At 71.7% G+C, this 24727-nt stretch carries 24 protein-coding genes and 1 other RNA gene; 7 read left to right on the top strand and 18 right to left on the bottom strand.

What is annotated here, in order from left to right:
• Positions 1–53 precede the first annotated feature (53 nt).
• The gene (locus tag P0Y31_RS11505; protein ID WP_275869465.1) at positions 54–440 is read right to left on the bottom strand and encodes a VanZ family protein; all 387 of its coding nucleotides are present in this window, start codon (positions 438–440) and stop codon (positions 54–56) included.
• A gap of 82 nt (positions 441–522) precedes the next feature.
• Here P0Y31_RS11505 and P0Y31_RS11510 point away from each other — a divergent pair, with 82 nt between their 5' ends.
• Entirely contained in the window at positions 523–1542 is a 1020-nt protein-coding gene (locus P0Y31_RS11510) for an LLM class flavin-dependent oxidoreductase (protein ID WP_275869467.1), read from the top strand.
• Here P0Y31_RS11510 and P0Y31_RS11515 read toward each other — a convergent pair.
• The 4 genes from P0Y31_RS11515 to P0Y31_RS11530 are packed head-to-tail and all read right to left on the bottom strand — an operon-like array spanning position 1529 to position 5717.
• Positions 1529–2950 carry an NAD-dependent malic enzyme gene (locus tag P0Y31_RS11515; RefSeq protein WP_275869469.1) on the bottom strand — a complete coding sequence of 474 codons (1422 nt, stop codon included), beginning with the start codon at positions 2948–2950 and terminating at the stop codon, positions 1529–1531. The two genes, P0Y31_RS11510 and P0Y31_RS11515, sit on opposite strands and share 14 nt — an antisense overlap.
• Before the next feature lie 17 nt (positions 2951–2967).
• Complete coding sequence (locus tag P0Y31_RS11520; protein WP_275869470.1) at positions 2968–3516, bottom strand: hypothetical protein; 549 nt, start codon at positions 3514–3516, stop codon at positions 2968–2970.
• A gap of 29 nt (positions 3517–3545) precedes the next feature.
• On the bottom strand, positions 3546–5021 hold the full coding sequence (locus P0Y31_RS11525) for an amino acid permease (protein ID WP_345803634.1): 1476 nt from the start codon (positions 5019–5021) through the stop codon (positions 3546–3548).
• Positions 5022–5066: 45 nt separating this feature from the next.
• Positions 5067–5717: a class I SAM-dependent methyltransferase gene (locus tag P0Y31_RS11530; protein WP_275869472.1), complete on the bottom strand. Its 651-nt coding sequence runs from the start codon at positions 5715–5717 to the stop codon at positions 5067–5069.
• 119 nt (positions 5718–5836) lie between these two features.
• Between P0Y31_RS11530 and P0Y31_RS11535 the strand changes: the two genes are divergently transcribed.
• Genes P0Y31_RS11535 through P0Y31_RS11545 form a run of 3 tightly spaced genes read left to right on the top strand, consistent with a single transcriptional unit; the run spans position 5837 to position 7517 of the window.
• Positions 5837–6502, top strand: coding sequence for an SIMPL domain-containing protein (locus tag P0Y31_RS11535; RefSeq protein ID WP_275869474.1), 666 nt, complete (start codon positions 5837–5839; stop codon positions 6500–6502).
• Positions 6503–6505: 3 nt separating this feature from the next.
• Positions 6506–6892 (top strand): thioredoxin, encoded by a 387-nt coding sequence (trxA, locus tag P0Y31_RS11540; protein ID WP_275869476.1) that lies wholly within the window; start codon positions 6506–6508, stop codon positions 6890–6892.
• A 7-nt stretch (positions 6893–6899) separates the two neighbouring features.
• Positions 6900–7517 (top strand): hypothetical protein, encoded by a 618-nt coding sequence (locus P0Y31_RS11545; protein ID WP_275869478.1) that lies wholly within the window; start codon positions 6900–6902, stop codon positions 7515–7517.
• Here the strand turns inward: P0Y31_RS11545 and P0Y31_RS11550 are convergent.
• Together P0Y31_RS11550 and ssrA are read right to left on the bottom strand one after the other, a co-directional pair.
• On the bottom strand, positions 7460–8317 hold the full coding sequence (locus P0Y31_RS11550; protein WP_275869480.1) for a phosphatase PAP2 family protein: 858 nt from the start codon (positions 8315–8317) through the stop codon (positions 7460–7462). The two genes, P0Y31_RS11545 and P0Y31_RS11550, sit on opposite strands and share 58 nt — an antisense overlap.
• Positions 8318–8454: 137 nt before the next feature.
• Positions 8455–8821, bottom strand: a transfer-messenger RNA (tmRNA) gene (gene ssrA, locus P0Y31_RS11555).
• A 216-nt stretch (positions 8822–9037) separates the two neighbouring features.
• Here ssrA and P0Y31_RS11560 point away from each other — a divergent pair.
• Positions 9038–9688: a fasciclin domain-containing protein gene (locus P0Y31_RS11560; protein WP_275869482.1), complete on the top strand. Its 651-nt coding sequence runs from the start codon at positions 9038–9040 to the stop codon at positions 9686–9688.
• Positions 9689–9757: 69 nt separating this feature from the next.
• Here P0Y31_RS11560 and P0Y31_RS11565 read toward each other — a convergent pair whose 3' ends face one another.
• The 7 genes from P0Y31_RS11565 to P0Y31_RS11595 all read right to left on the bottom strand — a co-directional run bounded on the left by P0Y31_RS11565 (position 9758) and on the right by P0Y31_RS11595 (position 15816).
• Positions 9758–10540, bottom strand: a complete 783-nt coding sequence (locus tag P0Y31_RS11565; RefSeq protein WP_275869484.1) for a CAP domain-containing protein — start codon at positions 10538–10540, stop codon at positions 9758–9760.
• Between the two features lie 45 nt (positions 10541–10585).
• Positions 10586–11278 carry a class F sortase gene (locus tag P0Y31_RS11570; protein WP_275869487.1) on the bottom strand — a complete coding sequence of 231 codons (693 nt, stop codon included), beginning with the start codon at positions 11276–11278 and terminating at the stop codon, positions 10586–10588.
• Positions 11279–11291: 13 nt separating this feature from the next.
• Positions 11292–12182, bottom strand: a complete 891-nt coding sequence (locus tag P0Y31_RS11575) for a hypothetical protein (RefSeq protein WP_275869489.1) — start codon at positions 12180–12182, stop codon at positions 11292–11294.
• A 202-nt stretch (positions 12183–12384) separates the two neighbouring features.
• Positions 12385–13065, bottom strand: a complete 681-nt coding sequence (locus tag P0Y31_RS11580; RefSeq protein WP_275869491.1) for a class F sortase — start codon at positions 13063–13065, stop codon at positions 12385–12387.
• A 40-nt stretch (positions 13066–13105) separates the two neighbouring features.
• On the bottom strand, positions 13106–14191 hold the full coding sequence (locus tag P0Y31_RS11585; RefSeq protein ID WP_275869493.1) for a hypothetical protein: 1086 nt from the start codon (positions 14189–14191) through the stop codon (positions 13106–13108).
• 200 nt (positions 14192–14391) lie between these two features.
• Entirely contained in the window at positions 14392–15066 is a 675-nt protein-coding gene (locus P0Y31_RS11590) for a class F sortase (protein WP_275869495.1), read from the bottom strand.
• A 6-nt stretch (positions 15067–15072) separates the two neighbouring features.
• Complete coding sequence (locus P0Y31_RS11595; RefSeq protein ID WP_275869497.1) at positions 15073–15816, bottom strand: hypothetical protein; 744 nt, start codon at positions 15814–15816, stop codon at positions 15073–15075.
• Between the two features lie 276 nt (positions 15817–16092).
• On the opposite strand from P0Y31_RS11595, the gene P0Y31_RS11600 reads away from it, so the two are divergent.
• Together P0Y31_RS11600 and P0Y31_RS11605 are read left to right on the top strand one after the other, a co-directional pair.
• Positions 16093–19470 (top strand): pyruvate carboxylase, encoded by a 3378-nt coding sequence (locus tag P0Y31_RS11600; RefSeq protein ID WP_275869499.1) that lies wholly within the window; start codon positions 16093–16095, stop codon positions 19468–19470.
• A 113-nt stretch (positions 19471–19583) separates the two neighbouring features.
• On the top strand, positions 19584–19757 hold the full coding sequence (locus tag P0Y31_RS11605; protein ID WP_275809380.1) for a CsbD family protein: 174 nt from the start codon (positions 19584–19586) through the stop codon (positions 19755–19757).
• A gap of 60 nt (positions 19758–19817) precedes the next feature.
• On the opposite strand, the gene P0Y31_RS11610 is transcribed toward P0Y31_RS11605, so the two are convergent.
• The 4 genes from P0Y31_RS11610 to ftsX form a co-directional block, all read right to left on the bottom strand.
• Positions 19818–21725 carry a DUF2207 domain-containing protein gene (locus P0Y31_RS11610; RefSeq protein WP_275869502.1) on the bottom strand — a complete coding sequence of 636 codons (1908 nt, stop codon included), beginning with the start codon at positions 21723–21725 and terminating at the stop codon, positions 19818–19820.
• A gap of 44 nt (positions 21726–21769) precedes the next feature.
• The gene (gene smpB, locus P0Y31_RS11615; protein ID WP_275869504.1) at positions 21770–22243 is read right to left on the bottom strand and encodes an SsrA-binding protein SmpB; all 474 of its coding nucleotides are present in this window, start codon (positions 22241–22243) and stop codon (positions 21770–21772) included.
• A 108-nt stretch (positions 22244–22351) separates the two neighbouring features.
• Complete coding sequence (locus P0Y31_RS11620) at positions 22352–23695, bottom strand: M23 family metallopeptidase (RefSeq protein ID WP_275869506.1); 1344 nt, start codon at positions 23693–23695, stop codon at positions 22352–22354.
• Between the two features lie 107 nt (positions 23696–23802).
• Positions 23803–24711: a permease-like cell division protein FtsX gene (gene ftsX, locus P0Y31_RS11625; RefSeq protein WP_275869508.1), complete on the bottom strand. Its 909-nt coding sequence runs from the start codon at positions 24709–24711 to the stop codon at positions 23803–23805.
• Between the last annotated feature and the right edge of the window lie 16 nt (positions 24712–24727).

Below are 24727 nucleotides of genomic sequence, written 5' to 3' on the forward strand. Positions count from 1 at the left end.
TGGCGACCTTGCCACATGGCGCTGCCAGCGCCGCCGATCTGGGCCCGACCAGTCTACCAGCGCAGCCGGGTGCCCCCGACCATGGCGAGCGTGACCCCGACCACGACGCCGGTGAGGTCGGCGACGGCGTCGCCGAGGTCTCCGGAGCGGTTCGGCAGCACGAAGTGCTGCAACGCCTCCGAGAGCGGGGCGTGCAGGGCGAGGGGCACGAGCAGGTATGCCGGTCGGAGGCCGGCCAGCAGCCCGGCCGCCGCCGGGAGGGCGAAGAGCAGGACGTGGACGACCTTGTCGCTCCAGACGACCGGCCCCTCCACGCTCACCCGCGGCCAGTAGAGGGCCGCGAGGTGGGCGACCGCCACCAGGACGAACAGCAGGAGCCAGAGCTGCCGCGGGCCGTCCCGCCGCCGCGTCCGGCTCTCCCCCAGGTCCTGCACGCTCATGGCCCCCGACCCTACGTGGTGGCTGCGCCCGGTCGGAACGGCCGACGGAATCCCGACACGGTGCGCGCTGTTGTCACCGGGCGTGAGCGCTCCCGCCCTGCCCCTGTCCCTGCTGGACTTCGTCGACATCCCTGCCGGTGTGCCGGCGCCCTCGGCGGTCGAGCGCACGGTGCGCACCGCGCAGGCCGCCGACCGGCTCGGCTACTCGCGTTTCTGGATCTCCGAGCACCACAGCTTCACCGGCCTCGGCAGCAGCTCGCCCGAGATCCTCATCGCGCACATCGCCGGCGCCACGAACGGCATCCGCGTCGGCGCCGCGGGCATCATGCTGCCCAACCACTCCCCCCTGAAGGTCGCCGAGTGGTTCAAGACCCTGGAGATGCTGCACCCCGGACGGATCGACCTCGGCCTCGGGCGCGCGCCCGGCACCGACCAGCTCACCGCCTTCGCGCTGCGTCGCTCGCGCGAGGCCCTCACCGCCGACGACTTCCCACAGCAGGCCGCCGAGCTCATCGCCTTCCTGACCGACCGGTGGCCCGACGGGCACCCCTTTGCCGCGGTGCGCGCCACGCCCGTGGTCGACACCCAGCCCGAGCTGCTCATGCTCGGCTCGAGCGGCTGGGGCTCGAGCTTCGCCGCCGCCAACGGCATGACGACGGTGTTCGCCCACCACATGAGCCCCGAGCTGGCCGTGGCGGCGCTGCGCTCCTACCGCGAGAGCTTCGTGCCGTCCGAGCTGGGCAGCGAGCCGCGCGTGATCGTCTCGGCGCTGGCCCTCGCGACCGACGACCCGGAGGTGGCCGTGGAGTTCAAGGCGGGCTGGGCCCTGGGCATGCGCCGCATCCGCAGCGGCGACACCACCCGGCCGACCGTCGAGGAGGTGCGCGAGTTCCGCCGCAGCGACGACTGGGCCCGCGTGGCACCCTCCCTCGCGGGACGCGTCTTCGCCGGCAGCCCCGCCGAGGTCAGGGAGGGCCTCACCGCACTGGCGAAGCAGGCCGGAGCGGACGAGCTCACCGTCGTCTGCCCCACGCCCGACCACGCCGCCAAGCTGCGCAGCCTGGAGCTGCTCGCCGGCGAGTTCGGGCTCACCCCGCGATGACCGGGGCGGCCCCCTCCCTGACGGCAGCCTCCACCGCGGCGGCGACGACCTTCGTCACGTCGGGGTGGAAGACGCTGGGGATGATGTAGGCCGGGTTGAGCTCGTCGGGGTGCACCACCGCGGCGAGCGCGTCGGCGGCCGCCAGCAGGACGTCGTCGGTGATGGACGTCGAGTGGGCGTCCAGCAGGCCGCGGAAGACGCCGGGAAAGACCAGGACGTTGTTGATCTGGTTGGCGAAGTCCGAGCGGCCGGTGGCGACGACGGTGGCGTGCTGCGCCGCCGCGATGGGGTCGACCTCGGGCTCCGGGTTGGCCATCGCGAAGACGATCGCGTCGTCGTTCATCGTGGCGATGTCGTCGCCGGTGAGGATGTGCGGTGCCGAGACACCCACGAAGACGTCGGCGCCGACGAGGGCGTCCTTGAGGCTGCCCTGCATGCCCTCGGCGTTGGTGTGCGTCGCCGACCACATCAGCGCGGGGTGCTCTCCGGAGGCGATGTCCTCGCGCTCGGGGTGCAGGATGCCGTGGTAGTCGGCGACGATCACGTTGGACGCCCCGGCCTTGAGGAAGAGCTTGAGGATCGCCGTTCCCGCGGCACCGGCGCCGCTCATGACGATGCGCACCGTCTTGAGGTCCTTCTTGACCACCCGCAGCGCGTTCTCGAGGGCGGCCAGCGCCACGATGGCGGTGCCGTGCTGGTCGTCGTGGAACACCGGGATGTCGAGCTCCTCCCGGAGCCTGGCCTCGATCTCGAAGCAGCGCGGCGCCGAGATGTCCTCGAGGTTGATGCCGGCGAAGACCGGGGAGATCGCCTTGACCGTGCGGATGATCTCCTCGGTGTCCTGGGTGTCGAGGCAGATCGGGAACGCGTCGATGTCGCCGAACCGCTTGAACAGCGCGGCCTTGCCCTCCATCACCGGAAGGGCCGCCAGCGGTCCGATGTTGCCGAGCCCGAGGACCGCCGAGCCGTCGGTGACGACGGCGACGGTGTTGCGCTTGATGGTGAGCCGCCGCGCGTCGGCGGGGTTCTCCGCGATGGCCGTGCAGATCCGGGCCACGCCCGGGGTGTAGATCAGCGAGAGGTCGTCGCGGTTGCGGATCGGCACCTTCGACTCGATCTTGAGCTTGCCGCCGAGGTGGGCCAGGAACGTGCGGTCCGAGACCTTCCCGATCTCCACGCCGTGCACGGTGCGCATCGCATCGACGATCTCGTCGGCGTGGGCCGTGTCACGGGCCGCGGCCGTGACGTCGACGCGCAGCCGGTCCGGCCCGGACGCGGTCACGTCGAGACCGGTGACCAGGCCGCCGCTCTTCTCGATGACACCCGTCAGCTCGCTGACGGCGGTGGCACGGGCGGGCAGGACGAGGCGGACGGTGATGGAGTTCGAGACGGAAGGGAGGGCGGCCATGGCGACCATTGTGGCGACTACCCCGCGGTAGCCCGAATCCCGCCCCGCCACGGGCCACGTCGGCGGCGTTCCCGGGCCGACCGTCGAGCGGTGGCCACCACCAGTGCGAGCGCACCGAGGACGAGCGCCCAGTGCGGGGCGCCGACCAGCATGACGCGGTCGGCTCGCGGCGCGGCCCCGCTCGGCCTGTCCCCCCGCGACGCGACGACGTCCTCCCACCAGAAGCCCCACCGGTTCGCCTCGGTGCGGGGCGTGGGGGGCCGGGCGGGCTGCAGCACGAGGGCCCCGAGGTCAACTCCCCCAGTCGCGTTCGCGTCGCCGCTGCGGTGCTCGTCAATCCAGCCGACCCGGACCGTGCCGTCACCCGGCCAGCGCACCCTCCACATCCGGGTGTCCACGCGGCCCTCGCCGACGGTGTCGACGTCGAGCCCGACGGAGGAGTAGAGGTAGGTGAGCGGCCACAGCGCAAGCAGCAGCAGGAGCACGACGACGGGCAGGCGCCGCCTCAGGGCGCCGCCCGCCCGACCGTGCTTCCAGCCCGTCCCCCGACCGCCCGCCTGCCCCATGCCGACCAGTGTGGACCCGGGGCGCTCGCTCAGGGGCGAGGTTGGCCACTCCCGCGTGCGCCTCGGTGGCGGGTCACGCCCACCGCGACGATGACGGCGGCGAGGCCCAGGCTCAGGGCCAGCTCGAGGCGGTGGCCCTCCTGCACGAGCATCAGCAGGAGCACGCCGCCGATGAAGCCGATGGTGAGGTAGGTCAGCCACGGGTAGAGCCACATGCGCACCTGCGGCGCGTGGCCCTCGCGGTCGAGCTGGCGCCGCATGCGGAGCTGAGACATGGCGATGACGAGGTACACGAACAGCGCGATGGCGCCGGAGCTGGCCAGCAGGTAGCCGAAGATCGTCTCCGGCAGCAGGTAGTTGCCGAGCACGCCGAGGAAGCCCACCACGGAGCTGGCGATGATCGCGCTCGCGGGGACGCCGCGGGGGGTCGTGCGCGACCACGACGCCGGGGCGTCACCGCGGGTGGACAGCGAGAAGGCCATGCGCGAGGCCGTGTAGAGCGCCGAGTTCAGGCAGGACGCGACGGCCGTGAGGATGACGAACTCCAGCACGGTCGTGAGCCGGCCGAGGCCCATCTGCTCGAGCGTGAACTGGTAGGAGCCGGAGTCGCCGGCGGCGAGGCCCTTGGCGTTCCAGGCCACGAGGGAGACGACCACGAAGATCGAGCCGAGGTAGAAGAGGCTGATGCGCCAGATCACCGAGTTCACGGCCTTGCGGATGCCGCTCTCGGGGTGGGGTGACTCGGCAGCCGCGATGGTCACGATCTCGGTGCCCATGAAGGTGAACATCGTGATGAGCATGGCGGCGAACACCGAGCCCAGCCCGTTGGGCATGAACCCGCCGTCCTGCCAGAGGTGGCCGACGCCGCTCGTGTGCGATCCGGGCAGCAGGCCGAGGATGGCGGCCACGCCCAGCGCGATGAAGGCCACGATGGCCACGACCTTCACCAGGGCGAACCAGAACTCGAACTCGCCGTAGTTGCCGACGCTGAGCAGGTTCGTCCCCACGAGCACCGCGGTGACCACCAGGGCGAAGGCCCACTGCGGCACCGCGGGGAACCAGTCACCCAGGATCAGCGCCCCCGCGGTGGCCTCGACCGGGATGACGATGACCCAGAACCACCAGTAGAGCCAGCCGATCGAGAACCCGGCCCAGCGGCCCAGCGACCGGTCGGCGTAGGTCGAGAAGGAACCGGTGTCCGGCTGGGCGGTCGCCATCTCCCCGAGCATGCGCATCACGAGGACGACCAGGGCGCCGGCCAGCGCGTAGGACACCAGCACCGCCGGCCCGGCCGTGGCGATGGCCTTGGCCGACCCGACGAACAACCCCGCTCCGATGACCCCGGCGATCGAGATCATCGTGATGTGACGAGGCTTCAGGCCGGCGTCGAGGCCACCAGCCTGGGGCTGGGAGGAGGCACCGGTGGCGGTTCCTGCCGTCGACCCGTGGACGGCTTTCCCGGTCGCGGACGCGTGGACGTCGGTGTGCTGGTCTGTATGGCTCACGCCAGCAGGGTCCCGAAACCACCCCAACGGCGCAAACCGGGCAGGTCAGCCCTCGGACGGCACCCGGGCTGCCAGCAGGTAGCGCTCGTCGTCGATGTCGCGGCCCCACAGCACCGGGTCGGTGAGCTGGACGACGTGCACGTCCTGCGCCACCTGCTCGACCGCGGCCCGCAGGTCGGCGGACCGCACGCCCCCGGCCCACGGCATCCGGTCGGGGTCGTCGAAGCTGTCGTCGCCCACCGAGCTCCAGCGTCCCTCGACCAGGACGAGCCGCCCCCCGGGCCGGAGAGCCGCCGCCCAGGCGGCAAGGGCCGCGTGCGGGTCGGGCAGGGTCCACAGGATGTGCCGGGCGAGCACCGCGTCCGCGCTGCGCGGCTCGAGCGGCGGGGCGCTGACGTCGGACTGGTGGACCTCGACGGCGGACCCGAAGTGGGCCGTCTTCGCCCGGGCCCGGCGCACCATCTCGCCGGACAGGTCGTAGGCCCGCACGCGGTGCCCCAGCTCGGCGGCGAGGGCGGTCAGCGTCCCCGTGCCGCAGGCGAGGTCGACGACGTCGCTCGGGTGCGGCGGCAGCCACATCCGCAGCAGGTCCTTCCAGGCGGCCCGCGTGTCCGAGTCCAGCAGACCGTGGTCGGGCTCCTGGTCGTACTCGGCCGCGTACTCGTCCCAGTACCGCGCGATCTGCTCGGGGTTCATGCAACTCCTCGTCGGGGCCTTCGACGCAGCGGTGCCGCGCCGTTGCAGCGCCCCATCCCATCACGCGCCCGGCCGGCGTGGCGAGGCGCGCCCCTCGGCCCCGCCCTAGTCTGTGCCGTGTGGCCACTGTGAGCGGCAGCAACGACACCGGCGCCGGCGCCCCGCCTGACGTCTGCGTCGAGGTGACCGGCTCCGGCGTCGCGAGCGCCGTGCCCGACGTCGTGCGCCTCGACGTCGGCGTCCGCTGTGACGCCCCCGACGTGGGGACCGCCCTTTCCGACGCGGGGGCCCGCGCCGCCGCGGTCGCGCAGGCGGCGCGCGACCACGGCGTGGAGGCGCACGACGTGCAGACCACCGGGGCCGGCGTCCGGCCCCGGCACGACCGCGACGGGGTCGAGGTGATCGGCTACACGGCCCACCAGAGCCTGCGGCTCGCCGTCCGCGACCCCGAGCGCCTGGGCGCGCTCGTGGACGCCTTCGCAGGCGTGGCGGGCAACGCGCTCACCATCGACCGGATCTCCCTCGAGGTGTCGGACCCCGAGCCCCTGCGGCGGGGCGCGCGCCGTGCCGCCTTCGAGGACGCCCAGGCCAAGGCCGGGGAGTATGCCGCCCTCGCCGGGCGCACGCTCGGGAAGGTGACAGCCCTGACCGATGTTGTGCAGGGTGGTGCCCAGCCCCGCTATGAGCTCATGGCGGCCCGGGCGGGCTCATCCGGCGCCCTGCCGGTGGAGCTGGGAGAGAACACGGTGACCGCGACCGTCGTGGTCCGATGGGATTGGACGTAGCACATGGCCAGCACGACCCTGACCGCAGAGAACTTCGAGAAGACCGTCCTGGACGAGGAGATCGTCCTCGTGGACTTCTGGGCGGAGTGGTGCGGCCCGTGCCGCCAGTTCGCGCCCGTCTTCGAGGCCGCGTCGGAGCAGCACGACGACATCGTGTTCGGCAAGGTGGACACCGAGGCCGAGCAGGCCCTCGCGCAGGCCGCCAACATCACGTCGATCCCCACCCTGATGGCCTTCCGCGACGGCATCCTCGTCTTCGCGCAGCCGGGCGCCCTGCCCGCCTCCGCCCTGCAGCAGGTCATCGAGGGTGTGCGCGGGCTCGACATGGAGGCCATCCGGGCCGAGATCGCCGCCGAGCAGAACGGCGACAGCATCTCCCCGCAGCAGTGACGGCGCGATGAGCTGGGAGCAGGCCCTCGGCTGGGCCGGCTCGGCGCTGCTGGTCTTCTCGATCCTGCAGGCGCGCGTCCTGCGCTTCCGGGTGCTGAACCTGCTGGCGTGCCTGATCCTCGTCGTCTTCAACGCCATCCTGCAGATCTGGCCCATGGTCGCGATGAACGTCGTGCTCTCGGCCATCAACGTCTGGTTCATCCGCCGGCTGCTGTCCGACCGCACCGACGAACGGGCCTACGAGGTGCTCGAGGTGGCGGCCGATGACACCTACCTCCGGCACTTCCTGCGGGTGCACGCCACCGACATCGCCCGCTTCTTCCCCTGCTTCGGCGAGGCGGCACCGGGCGGTGACCGCACGGCATACCTCGTGCAGAAGGGGAACGAGACCGTGGGCGTGGTCGTGGTGCGCGACGCCGGCGACGGCGTGGCGCAGGTCGACCTCGACTACGTCACCCCGCGGTTCCGCGACTTCTCCCCCGGCGAGTTCGTCTACCGCAGCAGCGGGCTGTTCACCCGCCGCGGCTTCCGCCGGATCGTCACCCCTCCCGGGATGGTCAACCCCTACTACGAGCGGTTGGGGTTCACACGGGCGGGCGACTCCTGGACGGCCGAGCTGGCCTGAGCCCCGGCCGCCTCCTCACCGCGGGCCCGCCGCACCGTGAGGAAGAGCCGGTGGGCGGTCACCACCACGATCAGCCAGGCCAGCCCCAGGGTCCAGCCGACCATCACGTCGGTGAGCCAGTGGTGGCCCAGGAAGACCCGGCTCAGCCCCATGGCTCCGACGAAGGCGCCACCGGCGACGAGCACCGCCGCACGGACGCGCGCGCTGTCGAGCCGTCGCAGCAGCAGGTAGACGAGCAGGCCGATGAGGACGGTGGAGTTCAGGGTGTGGCCGCTGGGGAACGACGGCGACTCCTCGTAGGGCGGCACGGCGAGGTGCAGCGGCGGGCGGGCCCGGCCGATCAGCTCCTTGCCCGAGACGGTCATGGCCAGCGACCCGGCCGCCGCCACCAGGGTGAGGACCAGCGGCGTCCAGGAGCGCCACAGCAGCACCATGGCGACCACGGCCACGGTCACGAGGACCGGCATTCCCACCGCGCCCCCGATGTCGGTGAAGGCCGTGACCGCCTCGTTGAGGCCGGGACTGCGCCAGCGCACCGCCTGCTCGAGCACGGGCTGGTCGAGCCCGGCCACGCCGTCGTTCTCGGTCACCGCCTCGTAGACCTCGGCCGAGACGGACGTGAGCAGCACGACGAGCACGCCGCCGATCGCCGCCGTGACGACGAGGACCCAGCGCGCGGCCGTCCAGCGGGCGAGCGAGAACGCCACGCGCACCAGCCAGCGCCCGGGCTCCGAGCGCCACTGGGCGAGGTCGCGCTGGCCGATCCGCTCCTCGGAAGGGGTGTCGCCGCGAAGTCGCATGTCCCATTGTCACCGACCTCCGCAGACACGGCGCGGCACGCCCGTCCCGAACGACCGGCCCATCGGACGGAAACGTCTTGGGCCCCACCGGAAACCGGTGGGGCCCAAGACGCGAGCTCAGCGTGATGTGGTCACTGTGGTGGAGGTGGCGGGAATCGAACCCGCGTCCATTGACGGGAAACCAGGGCTTCTCCGGGTGCAGTGCGCTGAGGACTTTCTCGGCCCCAGAGCTCGCGCGCACACGTCCTCTGACAGGCCCAGTCGAGTGGGAGTCCCGCGCAGTCCCCCGACATGACTGCGCAGCAAGCTACCTAGCTGACGCCAGGATCTCGGTCAGTAGCGAACCGAGGCTGACGGACTTCGAGGCTCGCTCAGGCGGCGAGGGCGAAGTCGGTGCGCTTGGAATTGGCACCTATTGGTTTGCAGGGGGCGTTGACGAGATGACCCTGCATCCTCGACCCGCTTCCCCTGGAATGCCGACCAATGTCGAAACCGATCACCCCCATGCTCCCGCACGGGGTGTGTCCACATCACGCTGTTCACTTGTCAAGCTGCTCACACAGTATCCCTCTCAACACCTCACGGGCTCAAATCCATTCCCACTGAGGCCCATCCGTGTCCGGGACCGGTCCGAACCACGTGCGACACACACCGGGGTGCGGGACTGGCGGGACCGCAGCAGGGACCCGGCAGCACCGCTACACCCATAGGAGCAACACCATGACGCGTCACCGCATCCTTGCCGTGGTCGCCAGCGCGGCCCTCGCCTCCGTCGCCGGCCTTGCCACGGCCACGTCGGCCTCAGCGAACTCTGGCGAAGACCACGACAAGTCCCTGGGGACCAAGAGCCTGGCGAAGGTCCTCGCCGCCGACGGGTCCGGGTTCGACCGCAACCCGTGGGACTACGACATCGTCGACAACGCCGTCCACGCGGTGCTGAAGGCCAAGCCGAAGTCCCCGGTGAAGCTTCTCGCCGACGGCCGAGTGCCGTTGACGGCCTTCATTCCCAACGACCGGGCGTTCGAGCGGCTCGCCACCGACATCACCGGCAAGCACTACGACAGCGAGAAGGACGTGTTCGGCGCCGTGGCGTCGCTGGGCATCAGCAAGGTCGAGACGGTCCTGCTCTACCACGTGGTCCCGGGCGCGACGGTCGACTACCGCGCGGCGCTGCGCAGCGACGGCGAGAAGCTCAAGACGGCCCAGGGCGGCAAGCTCACCGTCGACGTGCGGGGCGACCACCGGGTGTTCCTGGTCGACGCCGACCGCGACGACCGCAACGCCAAGGTCGTGCAGCCGAACATCAACAAGGGCAACCGGCAGATCGCCCATGGCATCTCGCAGGTCCTTCGCCCTGTCGACCTTCCCTGACAGGCACCGCAACGGCTGCGGGCCGCTCCCCCTGTCTGGGGAGCGGCCCGCAGTGGCGCCGATGGCCGGTCAGCCGCCGAAGTCCTGCGTCCAGTAGTGGCCGTACGAGCCACCCTTGGCGTAGCCGACCCCGAGGTGGCGGTAAGAGCAGTTGAGGATGTTGGCACGGTGGCCGGGGCTGTTCATCCAGCTCTTCATGACCGCGCCGGCGGTCGACTGGCCGGCCGCGATGTTCTCCGCGATGGCTCCGCCGCCGTATCCCGTGGCCCGGATGCGGTCCGAGAAGGACCGGCCGTCCTGGCTCGTGTGGGAGAAGTAGTCGTTCGCGGCCATGTCGGCGCTGTGGCCCTGGGCGGCCCGCTGCAGGGCCGAGCTGCTGGAGACCGCGCCGCAGCCGGCCCTGGCGCGTTCGTCGTTGACGAGGGCGAGCACCTGCGCGGCGACCCCGCTGGAGGTTGCGACCGGTTTCGGTGACGGCTTCGGCGCGCTCGTGGTGCGCGGGGTGGTGGTCCGCGGTGACGGCTTGGGGGCTGCCTGGACCGGCTTGGGCGCAGTGGTCCGCGAGGCAGCCCGGGCCGGCGCGGTGGTGGTGCGCGCAGGCGTGGCCTTGGGCTCGGGGCTCGCCTTGGGCTTGGCCTTCGTGGTGGTCGGCGTCGCGGTGGTGGGGGTCGTCGTGGGTGCCGCTGTCGCCTCGGTGGGCGACGTCGCCGGGCTGGGGTGGGCGCTCGGAGCGGTGTCGTCGCGTCCGAACGCCAGGACCGCGCTCCCGCTTCCGACGAGGAGCGCGGCTACGGCCGCTGCCCCCACGAGTCGTCGCTTACCGGCACCCGGGTGGGCGCTGTGCCGTGCCATTCAAACCTCGCAAACCGTCCCTTTTGCCTCGGACGGGGCGACACCTTACGCGAGATGGGCAATGACGACGACATTCCGCGTGGTCTGCTCCTCGCGCCCCGTCGCGCGGTAGCAGGCGAGGAGCAGCAAGCGGCCGGGGATCGCGGCCGCCACGGTGGGGGTCTTCGTGAGGTCGGTCTTGAGCACGGTGAAGGAGCTGTCCACGAGGTAGCGCAGGCGGCCGGTGCGCGTGGTCACGTAGACCGCGTCCCCGCGCTCGAGCTCCTTGACGCGGTTGAAGACGGCCGGCTCCTTCCAGGTGTGGCCGTAGAGGTAGACGGTGTTCTGGGTGTGGCTGCCGGGCGTGCCCCCACCGGTCCACCACGCGACGTCCCACAGCGTCGAGGGTTTGATCGCGCCCCCGTGCGCGGCGACCTCGGCCGGTGTGTACGGCGTGACGTCCGCCCTCAGCCGGATGGAAGGCGCCTCGAGCAGACGTGGCGCACTCGGCGGCACGAACGGGCGCGACTCGTCCGCGGGGCGCGAGAAGGACTGCGGCGGCGCGGGTGCCGAACCGGCCGCCAGGCCGTCGGTCACCTCGTCTGCCGCCCGCTCCGGACCGGGCGCCGAGGTGCTCGGCTCCAGCCCGAAGGCCAGGCGCACCTGAGGCGCGCTGATGCCGAGCAGCGCGACGGCCGCCGCCACCAGGACGGTGACGGCGGCCGTGCGGCCGTAGCGCCGCTTCACGCGTGCTCTCACGGCAAGGGCTGGACTACTCGGTGGCCCGGCGCCGGAGGGACAGCAGGCCGGCGGCCAGCATCAGCAGGGCACCGGCGCCGACGAGCCCAGGCTGCGGCTGGTAGGAACCCTGCAGGTCAGCGCCATCCGTCTGGGCAGCGGGGACCACGTTGGGCGGCAGTGCACCCACCTCGGGCTCGACCGGAGCCTCCTCGGGCACGGTCGGGCTGCTCGTGGCCGGCGGGGTGGCGCCGGTGTCGGGGCTCTCCGGAGTCGTCGGCGGCGTGCTCGGCGTCGGCGTGCTCGTCTCGGTGGGCTTCGGCGTCTCCTTGTCGTCGTCATCGTCGTCGTCGCGGTCACGGTCCTTGCAGACCCACTTGCCGTCCACCTTCTTGGCGTACTTGTCGGTGCGCCCGTCCTTGCGGGTGTGCATCCCCTTGCCGGTCTCCTCGTCGATGTGGCGGGAGGCGTCGTCCGGGTAGATCAGGTTCCACCCGTTGCCGAGCTCGCCCTTGCCCTCGACCGGGTGGCAGACCCACCGCTTGTCGTCGTCGTCCTTGCCGCCGTCGTCGTCATCGTCGTCGTCACGGTCCTTGCAGACCCACTTGCCGTCCACCTTCTTGGCATACCGGTCGGTGCTCCCGTCCTTGCGGGTGTGCATCCCCTTGCCGGTCTTCTCGTCGATGTGACGGGAGGCCTTGTCCGGGTCGATCAGGTTCCACCCGTTGCCGAGCTCGCCGTTGCCCTCGACGGGGTGGCAGATCCACGGCTTGTCGTCGTTGCCGCCCTGTCCGGAGTTCCCGCTTGCCTGGGCAGGCGAGACGAACCCCAGCACGAGCGCGATGAGTCCCACCAGCCCGATGAGCAAGGCCGGGCGTGTGGGACGGAACGCGTAGACCACGGCTGTGGCCCTTGAGTCCTGCATGGCACCCCTCTTTTCGTAGACAACTGCTGGCGCGGCGCCACCGCGACGCCCCGCGCGCCCCTGGCCACGACGTGGCCATTGACCGTGCCCAGCGTCTGCCCACGGAGGGATGAGACACAGACACATCGGCGGTAGGGCGTCCTGCAGCTATCTGCGTAGGACAGAAGGGTGAAAGGGGTCGGCCTGCGCTCCTGCAGGAGGACTAGGAACCGGTTCCCAGGTGGGCGACGACCACGACGTTGCGTGTGGTGTGCTCCTCACGGCCGGTCTCCCGGTAGCAGCCGAGGAGCAGGAGGCGGCCGGGTCTGCGCTCCACGACGGTGGGGTGGTCGGTGAGGGCGATCTTGTCGACGGTGAACACGTCGTCGACGACGTAGCGCAGGCGGCCCGTGCGGGTCGTCACGAACACCGGCTCCCCCGGTTCGAGCTCCTTGATGCGGTTGAAGACGGCCGGCTCCTTCCAGGTGTGCCCGTAGAGGTACACGGTGTTGTCGGCGTGGCTGCCGGGCGTGCCGCCTCCGGTCCACCAGGCGACCGCCCACAAGCTTGAGGGATCCACGGCTCCGCCCTGCTCGGCGACCTGCTCAGGGGTGTACGGGGTGACTTTGGCGGCGAGCCCGATAGAGGGCGCCTCGAGCACGCGAGGGGCGCTCGGCGGGACGAACGGGCGGGACGTGGCCGCTGGCCGAGGGGAGGACGGCGGCGCGGCGGGCGGAGCAGACGCCACACCGGCCGTCCTCACCGCCCCGGCCGCGCGTGTGTCGGCGGACTCGGCCTGCTCCCGCAGGCGCAGCGGAATGACGGCGAGCAGGGCGACTGCCGCCGCCACCAGGAGGGTGGCGGCGGCAGTCCGGCCGCGTGGCCGGTGCCTGCTCGTCCTCATGGGCTGGTCGTTGTCCACGGGCTGGCTGCCCGGAGACGCCTCAGCTGTTCGTGCGGCGCCGGAGCGAGAGCAGCCCAGCGGCTATGAGCAGGAAGGCACCGACAGCGACCAGCGCGGACTGCGCGCTGCTCCAGCCGTCGTCCTCTCCCACGAGGCCGGCCCCGTCGGTCGCAGCCTGGGGCACCACGTTCCCGGCGAGCGCGCCGACCTCCGCCTGACCTGCCGGGGGCTGGCTCGGGAGGCTGGCGGCCTCCTGCGGGGGTCCCGGCGCTGCCGCTGGCTCGCTCGCGGGCGGCGTGAAGGCCCCGGTGTCCGGGCTCTCGGTCACTGTGGCGGTCTCGGTGACCGTCTCGGTGGCCGTCTGAGTCCTGGTCTCCTCCTCGTCCTCCTTGTCGTCCTTGTCGTCCTTGTCGTCCTTGGCCTTGTCGCGGTCGTCCTCGTGCCTGGCCTCGTCCTCGTCCTTCTTGTCGTCCTTGGCCTTGTCGCGGTCGTCCTCGTGCCTGGCCTCGTCCTCGTCCTTCTTGTCGTCCTTGGCCTTGTCGTGGTCCTCCTCATGGGTCGCCTTGTCGTCCTTGGCCTTGTCGCGGTCCTCCTCGTCGTGGGTCGCCTTCTCGTCCTTGGTCTTGTCGTCCTCGGACTTCTCGTCCTTGGCCTTGTCGTGGTCCTCCTTGTCGGAGGTCGCCTTGTCGTGCTCGTCGTACGTCGCCTTGTCGTGCTCGTCGTACGTCGCCTTGTCCTTGTCGTCCTTGGCCCCGTTCTTGTCATCCGTGGCCTCGTCCGACGCCTTGGTCTCCGTCGTCGGGTGCGACTTCGGCTTGTCCTTGTCCTCCGCGTTGTCGGAGTAGGTCGTGCTGTGGCTCGGCTTTCCCTTGTCCGCCTTGTCCTCGCAGCTCCCGGGGTCGCCGGCCTGCGTGGAGGCGTTGTAGCCCGCCTTGTCGTTGTTGCGGTCGCCTGCGTAGCAGGCCCCCTGCGTGCCGCTGTCACCTCCGCCTGGCCCGCCGGCCTGCGCCGACAGCGGCGCGATGAGACCGAAGGCGACGGCGATGAGTCCCGCGAGCCCAGCTGTCAGCGCTGCGCGTGTGGGACGGAATCTGTAGACCACCGGGGTGGCCTGATGGTTGTGCATGACGTCCCCCTTTCCGAGACGACCGGTGCACGGCACCGGGACCGGGGCCCTGGGCGGCCTGGACGCCGCTCCGGCGGCACTCGGCCCACCACTCAGGCTCCGCGGGGGTCGCGAAACAGGCACAGAGGCATTCGTTCTACGACCGGCTCAGCCCCGATAGGTCACAGGGGTGACCCTCCGGGCCGGCACCGGGACGGCCCTCAGGCACCGGCGAGCTGGGCGGTGACCACGACATTGTGCGTCGTGTCGTCCTCGAGCCCGGTCTCCCGGTAGCAGCCGATCAGCACGAGGCGCCCCGGCCGCGCCGCACGGACCGCCGGGTGGTCGTCGAGCGCCTGCTTGGCCACGGTGAAGGTTCCCTCCACGACGTACTCCAGGCGTCCGGTGCGCGTGGCCAGGAAGACCGACGCGCCCTTCTCGAGCTCCTTGATGCGGTTGAAGACCGCCGGCTCCCGCCAGGTGTGGCCGTACAGGTAGACCGTGTTGTCGGCGTGGCTCCCCGGCGTCCCGCCGCCGGTCCACCACGACACCGTCCACAGCGTGGTGGGTTCGACCGCTCCGCCGTTCGCCGCGACCTCGGCCGCCGTGTACGGGCTCACCGTGGCGCGGAGGGCGATCGACGGCGCCTCGACCACGGTCGGCGGGCTCTGGGGCACGAAGGTCCTCGACTCCTCCGCCGGCCGGGAGAAGGACGGTGGCGGCGCCGGAGCCACCGTGGCGGCCCCGGCGGTCGGCGCGGCAACCGGTATGCCGGTGGGCTCGGTGCGGGCGCGCAGCTGCAGCGGGGAGGTGGCCAGCAGGGCCGCTGCCGCCGCCACCAGGGCCGTGGCGGCGGCAGTCCTGCCACCGGACGAGCGGTGCCGGCCGACCCTCACCGCCGGCTACTCCTGCGCCCGCTGCCGTCGCGCCGACAGCAGACCGCTGGCGACCAGCAGCAGCACCCCGGCACCAACGAGCGTCGCCTGCAGGCCGGTCCGGCCAGCCTGCCCCCCACCGGCGCCGACCAGGTCGGCACCGTCGGTCTGGGCCCTGGGCACGACGTTCTCCTCAACCGTGCCCATCTCCGGCGCAGCGCGGCCGGGAGTCGTCGGCGCCTCACTGGCGGCCTCCTGCGGGGTCCCCGAAGGTGCCGGGCTGGTGGAGGTGGTCGGCGGCTCGGTGGCACCCGTCTCCGGTGCCTCGGTGCTCGTCGTCCCGGTCGGCTCCGTGGCGGTCTCCGTCGGCTCTGACGTCGTCTCGCTCGGCTCGGACGTCGTCCCCGTCGTCGGGCTGGTCGGCCCACCCCGGCACGTCCACGAGGTGCCGTTCCACACGGCATACCTGTCGGTGCTGCCGTCCTTGCGGGCGTGCTGGCCGACCCCGGTCGCCTCGTCGATGTGCGAGGAGTCCTTGTCCGGGTCGACCAGATTCCAGCCGTCGCCGGTCTCACCGGCACCCTCCACCGGGTGGCAGATCCAGGGCTTGGCGCTGGGGTCGACCCCGCCTCCCTGGTTGTCCCCGGCCCGCGCCGACAGCGGGGCCAGCAGCCCCACCACGATCGCGACGACCCCGAGCAGCGCCACCAGCACGACCTGGCGTGTCAGGTGGAACGTGAAGACCGCCGGGGCGGTCTGTCCTTCTCTCATGACGCCCCCTTCCCAACGACCGGTGCCGGACGGCACCGTGGGCCGGGAGCCCTGGGTGGCCAGTGCCGCACGGCGGCTCTCGGTCCACTACCAGCCTCTACTGGCCGGTAACGTGCCCCCAGAGTCGATGGGCCTGCGTTCTACGCCATTTCGCGCAGAGAGCGCCGTCCTTTCCGACGAGGCGACCCGGTCCGCATCGCGGTCTCGACATCTCACGTGGCGAAATACCTCACTAGGATTCCGAAGGCACGCTCGCCGAGCCCCCGGAGGTCCCCCGTGTTCAGCAAGGTCCTCGTCGCCAACCGTGGCGAGATCGCCGTCCGCGCATTCCGAGCCGCCACCGAGCTCGGGGCCAAGACCGTCGCCGTCTTCCCCTACGAGGACCGCAAGTCCGAGCACGTCCTCAAGGCCGACGAGGCCTACCAGATCGGCGAGCAGGGACACCCCGTGCGCGCCTACCTCGACCCCCGGGCGGTCGTCCGCACGGCCGTCGACGCCGGCGCGGACGCCGTCTACCCCGGCTACGGGTTCCTCAGCGAGAACCCCGACCTCGCCGAGGAGTGCGCCGCCCACGGCATCACGTTCGTGGGCCCCCCGGCGAGTGTGCTCCACCTGACGGGCAACAAGGCGCGAGCCATCGCTGCGGCGAAGAAGGCCGGGCTGCCCACGCTGCGCAGCGCGGAGCCGGGCACCGATGTCAACGCCCTCGAGGCCGCCGCCCGCGAGATCGGCTTCCCGGTCTTCGTCAAGGCCGTCGCCGGTGGGGGCGGCCGCGGCATGCGCCGGGTGGAGCGCGCCGACGACCTCCGCGAGGCCATCGAGGCGTGCATGCGCGAGGCCGAGTCGGCCTTCGGCGACCCGACCGTGTTCCTCGAGGAGGCCGTGGTCAGCCCCCGCCACATCGAGGTGCAGATCCTCGCCGACGCCGCCGGCAACGTCATCCACCTCTTCGAGCGCGACTGCTCCGTGCAGCGACGGCACCAGAAGGTCGTCGAGATCGCACCCGCCCCCAACCTCGACCCCGAGCTGCGGGAGCGCATCTGCGCCGACGCCGTCGCCTTCGCCCGCGAGATCGGCTACGTCAACGCCGGCACGGTCGAGTTCCTCCTCGCCCCGGACGGCCGCTACGTCTTCATCGAGATGAACCCCCGCATCCAGGTGGAGCACACGGTCACCGAGGAGATCACCGACGTCGACCTCGTGGGCGCCCAGCTGCGCATCGCCAGCGGCGAGACCCTGGCCGACCTCGGGTTGTCGCAGGACCGGCTCCGGATCCGCGGCGCCGCGCTCCAGTGCCGGATCACCACCGAGGACCCGGCCAACGAGTTCCGGCCCGACACCGGCCGGGTCACGACCTACCGCTCCGCTGGTGGTGCCGGCGTCCGCCTCGACGGCGGAACCGTCTTCGTCGGCGCCGAGATCGGCGCGCACTTCGACTCCATGCTGGTCAAGCTCACCTGCCGCGGGGCGGACTTCCCCACCGCGGTGCGACGGGCCCGGAGGGCCTTGGCCGAGTTCCGCATCCGCGGCGTGACCACCAACATCCCGTTCCTGCAGGCCCTGCTCGAGGAGCCGGACTTCCAGGCCGGGCGCCTGAGCACCTCCTTCATCGACGAGCGGCCCGAGCTGCGCACGGCCCGCGTGCCGGCCGACCGCGGCACGAAGCTGCTCACCTACCTCGCCGAGGTGACCGTCAACCAGCCGCACGGCCCCGCCCGCACCCGGGTCTCGCCGCGCGGCAAGCTGCCCCCGCTCGACCGCGAGGTCCCCCCGCCGCCCGGGGCGCGCGACCGCCTGCTGCGCCAGGGCCCGGAGGCCTTCGCCCGCTCGCTGCGCGAGCAGGCCGCCGTCGCCGTCACGGACACCACCTTCCGCGACGCCCACCAGTCGCTGCTCGCGACCCGGATCCGCACCCGCGACCTGCTGCACGTCGCCCCGCACGTCGCCCGGATGACGCCGCAGCTGCTCAGCGTGGAGGCCTGGGGCGGCGCCACCTACGACGTCGCGCTGCGGTTCCTCTCCGAGGACCCCTGGGACCGCCTCGCCGCCCTCCGCGAGGCCATGCCCAACCTGCCGCTGCAGATGCTCCTGCGCGGACGCAACACCGTCGGCTACACCCCGTACCCGACGAAGGTGACCGACGTCTTCGTCCACGAGGCCGCCCGCACGGGCATCGACATCTTCCGCATCTTCGACGCCCTCAACGACGTGGGCCAGATGCGCCCGGCGATCGAGGCGGTCCGCGACACCGGCACGGCGGTGGCCGAGGTGGCCCTGTGCTACACCGGCGACCTCACCAGCCCCGGCGAGAAGCTCTACACGCTCGACTACTACCTGCGCCTCGCCGAGCAGATCGTCGAGTCGGGCGCCCACGTCCTCGCCATCAAGGACATGGCCGGCCTGCTGAGGGCACCGGCCGCCAGGACACTGGTGACCGCACTGCGCGAGCGGTTCGACCTGCCCGTGCACCTGCACACGCACGACACCGCGGGTGGCCAGCTCGGCACGCTGCTGGCTGCCATCGACGCCGGCGTCGACGCGGTCGACGTGGCGAGCGCCTCCATGTCGGGCACCACGAGCCAGCCGCCGATGTCGGCGCTGGTCGCGGCCACCGACGGCACCGACCGGGCGACCGGGCTCGACCTGCAGGCCGTCTGCGATCTCGAGCCCTACTGGGAGGCCGTGCGCCACCTCTACGCGCCGTTCGAGTCCGGGCTGCCCTCCCCCACCGGACGCGTCTACACCCACGAGATCCCCGGCGGCCAGCTGTCGAACCTGCGTCAGCAGGCCATCGCCCTCGGCCTCGGCGAGCGCTTCGAGTCCATCGAGGACACGTATGCCGCGGCCAACCGGATCCTCGGCAACATCGTCAAGGTGACCCCCAGCTCGAAGGTCGTGGGCGACCTCGCCCTGGCGCTGGTGGGCGCCGGTGCCGACCCGGACGACTTCGAGGCCGACCCCACGGCATACGACATCCCCGACTCGGTCATCGGCTTCCTCAACGGCGAGCTCGGCGACCCGCCCGGCGGGTGGCCGGAGCCGTTCCGCACCAAGGCCCTCCAGGGCCGCACGGCCAAGCCGCGCGTGACCGAGCTGTCCCCCGAGGACGAGGAGGCGCTGCGGCTCCAGCCACGCCAGACCCTCAACCGGCTCCTCTTCCCCGGCCCGACGAAGGACTTCGCGCGCTCGCGCGAGGCGTACTCCGACCTCGCCGTCCTCGGCACCCGCGAGTTCCTGCACGGGCTCGAGATCGGCGTCGAGCACGAGGTCGACCTCGAGCCGGGCAAGCGCCTGCTGCTCAGCCTGCAGGCGGTCTCGGACGCCGACGAGCGCGGCATGCGCACGGTGATGTGCACCCTCAACGGGCAGCTGCGCCCGGTGCAGGTGCGCGACGAGTCCGTGGCGGTGCAGGTGCGGGCCGCCGAGAAGGCCGACCCGTCCGACAAGGGGCAGGTCGCGGCGCCGTTCGCCGGGGTGGTCAGCCTCGCCGTCGAGGAGGGTGCCACGGTCGAGGCCGGGGCCGTCGTGGCCACCATCGAGGCGATGAAGATGGAGGCCAGCATCACGACCCCGGTGGGAGGCACGGTCAAGCGGCTCGCCATCGGGTCGCAGCAGCAGGTCGAGGGCGGTGACCTCCTGCTCGTCGTGGGCTGACCGCCGCGGTCTCGACGAGCCGTTCGTCCGGTTCGCGGTTAACGTGGCGGTGGCGCCGGCTCCACGAGGGCCCGGCGCCGACCAGAAACCGGACGAGCTCGAAGGAGAGTGCCATGGGACTCGGCGACAAGATCGAGAACACCTCTGAGGACATGCAGGGCAAGGCCAAGGAGGCCGCCGGCAAGGCCACCGACGACGAGCGTCTCGAGGCCGAGGGCCAGATGGACCAGTCCAAGGCCGACCTGAAGCAGGCCGGCGAGAAGGTCAAGGACGCCTTCAAGAACTGACCAGCCGTATGCCGAGGGGCCGGGTCCGCGTGGACCCGGCCCCTTCGCGCGCAACAGGACCTACCAGGAGCCGCCGGAGCTGCCGCCTCCGCCACCGCCGGAGAACCCGCCACCGCCGGAGAACCCGCTAGTGCCCGACGAGCCCGGGGTGCTGGTGAAGGTGCCACCGGCGCTCGTGGCGAAGGAGTCCATCCCGGACGCCAGGTTGCTGAAGCTGCCGAAGCCGTGCGGCCCGCTGTACCACCACGGCGACGCCACGGTGTGCCCGGCTGCCGCCGCGGCGGCAGCCACCTGCTCGAAGGTCTCGGCCCACTTCTCGGCCACCCCGAAGACGATGGCGTAGGGCAGGTAGCGGCTGAAGATGTCCTGGGCCTCCTCCCAGCGGATCTGGGAGGCCTCCGCCCTCACGAGGTACTCCCGGAAGCCGAGCGACTGCGCCAGCACGGCGCTGCCCTCGGCGGTGCGGGCCGCCATCCGCCGGCCGAGCAGCCAGAAGATGCCGCCCGCCACGACCACGCCGCCCGCGAGCACTGCTGCCGGCGACACCGGGAACCCGCTCCCGGCCAGCAGGGCCGACAGCCCGGAGCCGAACCAGAAGGTGGCGAGGACGCCGCCGAAGACCATGAACGTACCCAGGCCGGTCCAGACCCTGCGCTGGGCCTCGGGCGACCGGCGGAACCAGCCGCGGCGCACCGCCTCGTCGTACATGCCGGCCTGCACGCTCTCGAGCGTGGGCTTGAAGCGGTTCTTGAGCCCGGACAGGAGCACGTCGTCACTGCTCGAGAAGATGCCCTCGAGCAGCCTGATCTCGTACGGGTGGAGGGCCGCCTCCCCCTCGCGGGTGCTCGCCGTGCGGGTCAGGCGCCAGTCGGTGCGGCCGAACAGGCCGCTCTCGGTCTCCTCGAGCCTCAGGTGGCCGCGCACGGCGAGGTCGACGACCGTCGCGGCGACGTCCACGGTGTTCGCGTGCTCGTCGACGATCGTGCCGAGCATGCCGGGCTGCACACCCTTGGGTGGCGTGAACTGCACGGCGACGGGCGCGGTCCGGCCCCGCACCACCTGGTGCTGCTGGCCGACGCCCGGGCTCAGCCCCGGGGTGATCCCGGCGTATTGCTCGTCGCGGCCGCGGCTCCAGACGAGGTAGCCCATGAGCGCGGTGGCGAGCACGGGCAGGGCCACGCCGGCCCCGATGCTGAGCGCACCGAGCGCCCGGGCGGTGCTGGAGGTGACCACCGTCCCGTCCTCGGTCACCGCACCCTCCCGCAGGGCGGGTTCGAGCGCGCCGAACGCGGTGCGGGGCAGGGACGCCAGGATCGAGACGCCCTGCTGCGGCGGCACCGTGCCCGCCGAGAACTGGGCCGTCTCCCCCGGCGTCGAGCTGCAGCGCTGCGTCGACCCCAGCTCGCCGAAGAAGCAGTCCGTGCGGTCGACCGGTGCGGGTCCGTGGACCGTCGCCGACACGTTCTCGTAGGTGTCCTCGTTCGAGGGGTCCACCAGGTTGAAGTAGAACTCGGCGTGGTCGTCGAAACCGTTCAGGTAGTCGGCGAGGGTGTAGCGCACGACATACGTCTGGGTGCCGGAGACGGTGCGGTCGGGGTCGCCCACGCGGATGCGGTCGAAGGCACCGAACGTGGTGACGGAGACGTCGTCGGGTGCCCCGCTCGGTGACTGCGCCGAGACGTTGCTCATCTCGTAGACCCGGTAGGTGTCCCCGCGGTCCTGGTAGCCGGCCCGCACCTTGATGAGTCGCTCGATGCCGTGGCGTTCCTCCCCGCTGGGGAACTGCCACGTGATGTTCTCGGTGACGTCGACCGAGCCGTCGGCGTTGAGTTCGAAGTCGACGTGGAAGCGGGTCGCCCTGTCGTCGGCCGGGAGCGCTGACGCGGGGCCCGCCACGAGCGCGGCCACCGCGAGCACGAGGGCCAGCACGGCACCGAACCGCACCCCGCCACGGCGCACCCGCGGCACACCGGCCGGGCTGTGGCCCGGCGATCCCCCCGCTGCGCGCACCCTCAGTGGTCCCGCCCTCGGGAGTGCAGCGCGCGCTGGGCCTCCCGCTGGTCCTGCTTCTCGCGCAGGGCGTGCCGCTTGTCGTAGGCCTTCTTGCCCTTGGCGAGGGCGATCTCCACCTTCGCGCGGCCGTCCTTGAAGTACAGCGAGAGCGGCACGATCGTGTGCCCGCTCTCACGGGTCTTGGCCGCCAGCTTGTCCAGCTCCACCCGGTTGAGCAGCAGCTTGCGCCGCCGCCTTGGGGTGTGGTTGGTCCACGTCCCGTTCAGGTACTCGGGGATGTGCACGCCCTCGAGCCACAGCTCGTCGCCGTAGAAGGTGGCGTAGCCGTCGACGAGGGAGACCCGGCCCATGCGCAGCGACTTCACCTCGGTGCCGGTGAGCACGACGCCCGCCTCGTAGGTGTCCTCGATGAGGTAGTCGTGGCGCGCCTTGCGATTGCTCGCAACGAGCTTGCGCCCCTGCTCCTTGGCCACTGCCCTGTCCTGCCTCTGCTCTCGCGTCCTGCGTGCACAGCGGTGTGCCGTGCGGGGCCACGCTACCTGTTCGTGGCCTGCTGCCGCTGCGCCGTTCTCAGGCCGGGGTCAGAGCCACTTGCGCGGGTCGACGGGGTTTCCGTCCTCGCGGGTCTCGAAGTGCAGGTGGCAGCCGGTGGAGGTGCCCGTGGTGCCGGCGTAGCCGATGACCTGGCCACGGCCGACGTGGCCGCCCGTGCGGGCGAAGTCCGACAGGTGGTTGTAGGTCGTCACCAGGGAGACGCCGCTGTGCACGCCGTGGTCGACCACCAGCTGGTTGCCGTAGCCGCCGGCGACACCCGCGGAGATGATCGTGCCCGAGGCCGCTGCGAAGATCGGGGTGCCGCAGTTGTTGGCGTAGTCACGGCCGGCGTGCAGGCGCCAGTAGTTCAGCACCGGGTGGTAGCGCATGCCGTACTCGGAGGACACCGGGGCGTTGCTGGGGGCGGAGAGGAAACCGCCCGAGGGCTTCGCCGCCGGGGGCGGGGGCGGCACGTAGCGGCGCTTGGCCTTGCGGGCGGCGGCCCGGGCGGCCGCCTCGCGGGCGGCCCGGGCGCGCGCTGCGGCGATCTTGGCGGCGCGGGCCCTGGCGGCGAGCACCTTCTTGAGGCGGTTGGACTCCGCCTGCATGCCGGTGAGCCTGCGCTGCTCGGCGGCCTTGCGGGCGGCCACCCTGGCGGCCTGGGCCTTCTGCTGCGCGGCGAGGCGATCGAGCTGCACCTTGGCGGCCGACGCCTGTGCGCGGGCACCCGCCGCCGCCTTGAGCGCCTTCTCGGCGGCCACCTTGGCGCGGGCGCTGTCGCGGCGCAGGGCCTCGACGTGGGCCTTCTGCGCCGTGGCGGCGGCCTGCACCGTCGAGAGTCGGTCCAGCGACTTGTTCTGCACGCTCATGACCGTGTCGGCCATCGCGATCTTCGTGGCGAAGTCGTCGGGGCTGGTCGCGCTGAGCGCCACCGACAGCTGGCCCATCCCCTGGTCCTGGTACATCTGGGCGGCGAAGTGGGCCACCCGCGCGCGAGTGTCGGCGATCTCGGCGTCGGTCCTGGCCAGGGCGTCGACGGCGCGTGCCTCGTTGGCCCGGGCCACCTGCAGGGCGAGGGCCATCGCGTCGTTGTGCTGGTCCGCCTTGGCCAGGGCGGCGTTGGCCCTGTCGAGCTTCGCCTGGGCGGCCGGGAGCGCCGCCTGCGTGCGGCGCAGCGCGATGTAGGCCGCCGAGAGGTCCGCCGACGTCTCGTGCAGGTCCTCCTTGAGCTGGGCGATCTCGCGGTCGACCTTGCGCTTCTGGTCCTTGGGGTCGGCCGCCGTGGCCCCCAGCGGCGGCGACATGAGCGTGAAGGCGCAGGCGAGCGCGGTGCCCGCCGTCAGCAGGCGCACGCGTCCGGGCATGGCGCGGCGGGGCTGGTTCGCACTCATAGGCCACATTGGTAACACAGACACCATCGGTTTGGGTGCATTGGGGTCGGATCCGGCCCCTTCGTCCGAGCGCTCCCCCGCGTGGACGGCCACTCGGGCCGGGCGGGTCAGACGCGCAGGTAGCGCCACAGCGTGACCCAGGAGGTGCCGATGGAGAGCACGGCGACACCGGCAGCCATCCACGGCGTGATCGCCCAGACGTCGGAGACGCCGATGAACGCCTGGTCGAGGATGAGCTGGTTGAGGTACCGGTTGAAGCCGTAGTTGGCCGTCGCCCACAGCAGGCCGGTCGCCGCGGCGGCGCCGAGCAGGGCGCTGATGAGCGTCTCCATCATGAACGGGAACCGGATCGTGAAGTTCGACGCGCCGACCAGCTTCATGATCCCCGTCTCCCGCCGCCGGCTGAACGCCGCCTGCCGGATCGTCGTCGCCATCAGCAGCACCGCGCAGAGCACCATCAGCGCCGCGAGGACGAAGGAGAAGATGGTGATGTAGTTGATGCCCTTGAAGAACTTGTCGAGCACCTTCTTCTGGTCCTGGACCGTCCCGACGCCCGGCGCGCCCTCGAAGGAGCTGACGATGACCTCGTACTTGGTCGGGTCGCTCAGCTGGACCCGGAAGTTCTGCGGGATGTCGCCGACCCGGACGTTGCCGGCGAGCGGGCTGTTGCGGAACTGCTTCTGGAACCGGTCGAACGCCTGCTGCTCGGACTCGTAGTAGACGTTCTTCACGAGCGGCCGCATCTGGTCGAGCTGGGCCTTGATCGCGTTCTTCTGCTCCTCGGTGACCGCCTTCTTGTCACAGGCGGGCTCACCGGAGTCCTCGGTGCACATGAAGATCGTCACCTGCACGCGGTCGTACCAGTAGCCCTTGAAGGTGTCGGCCTGGCGCTGGGCGAGCAGTCCGAGGCCGAGCAGGTACATCGAGACCATGGTCACCAGCACCACCGAGATGGCCATGGACAGGTTCCGCCGGAAACCGATCCAGATCTCGCTGAGGATGAACTGCAGTCGCATCAGTGGGGTCTCTCGT

Source organism: Knoellia sp. 3-2P3 (assembly GCF_029223115.1).
Lineage (GTDB): Bacteria > Actinomycetota > Actinomycetes > Actinomycetales > Dermatophilaceae > Pedococcus_A.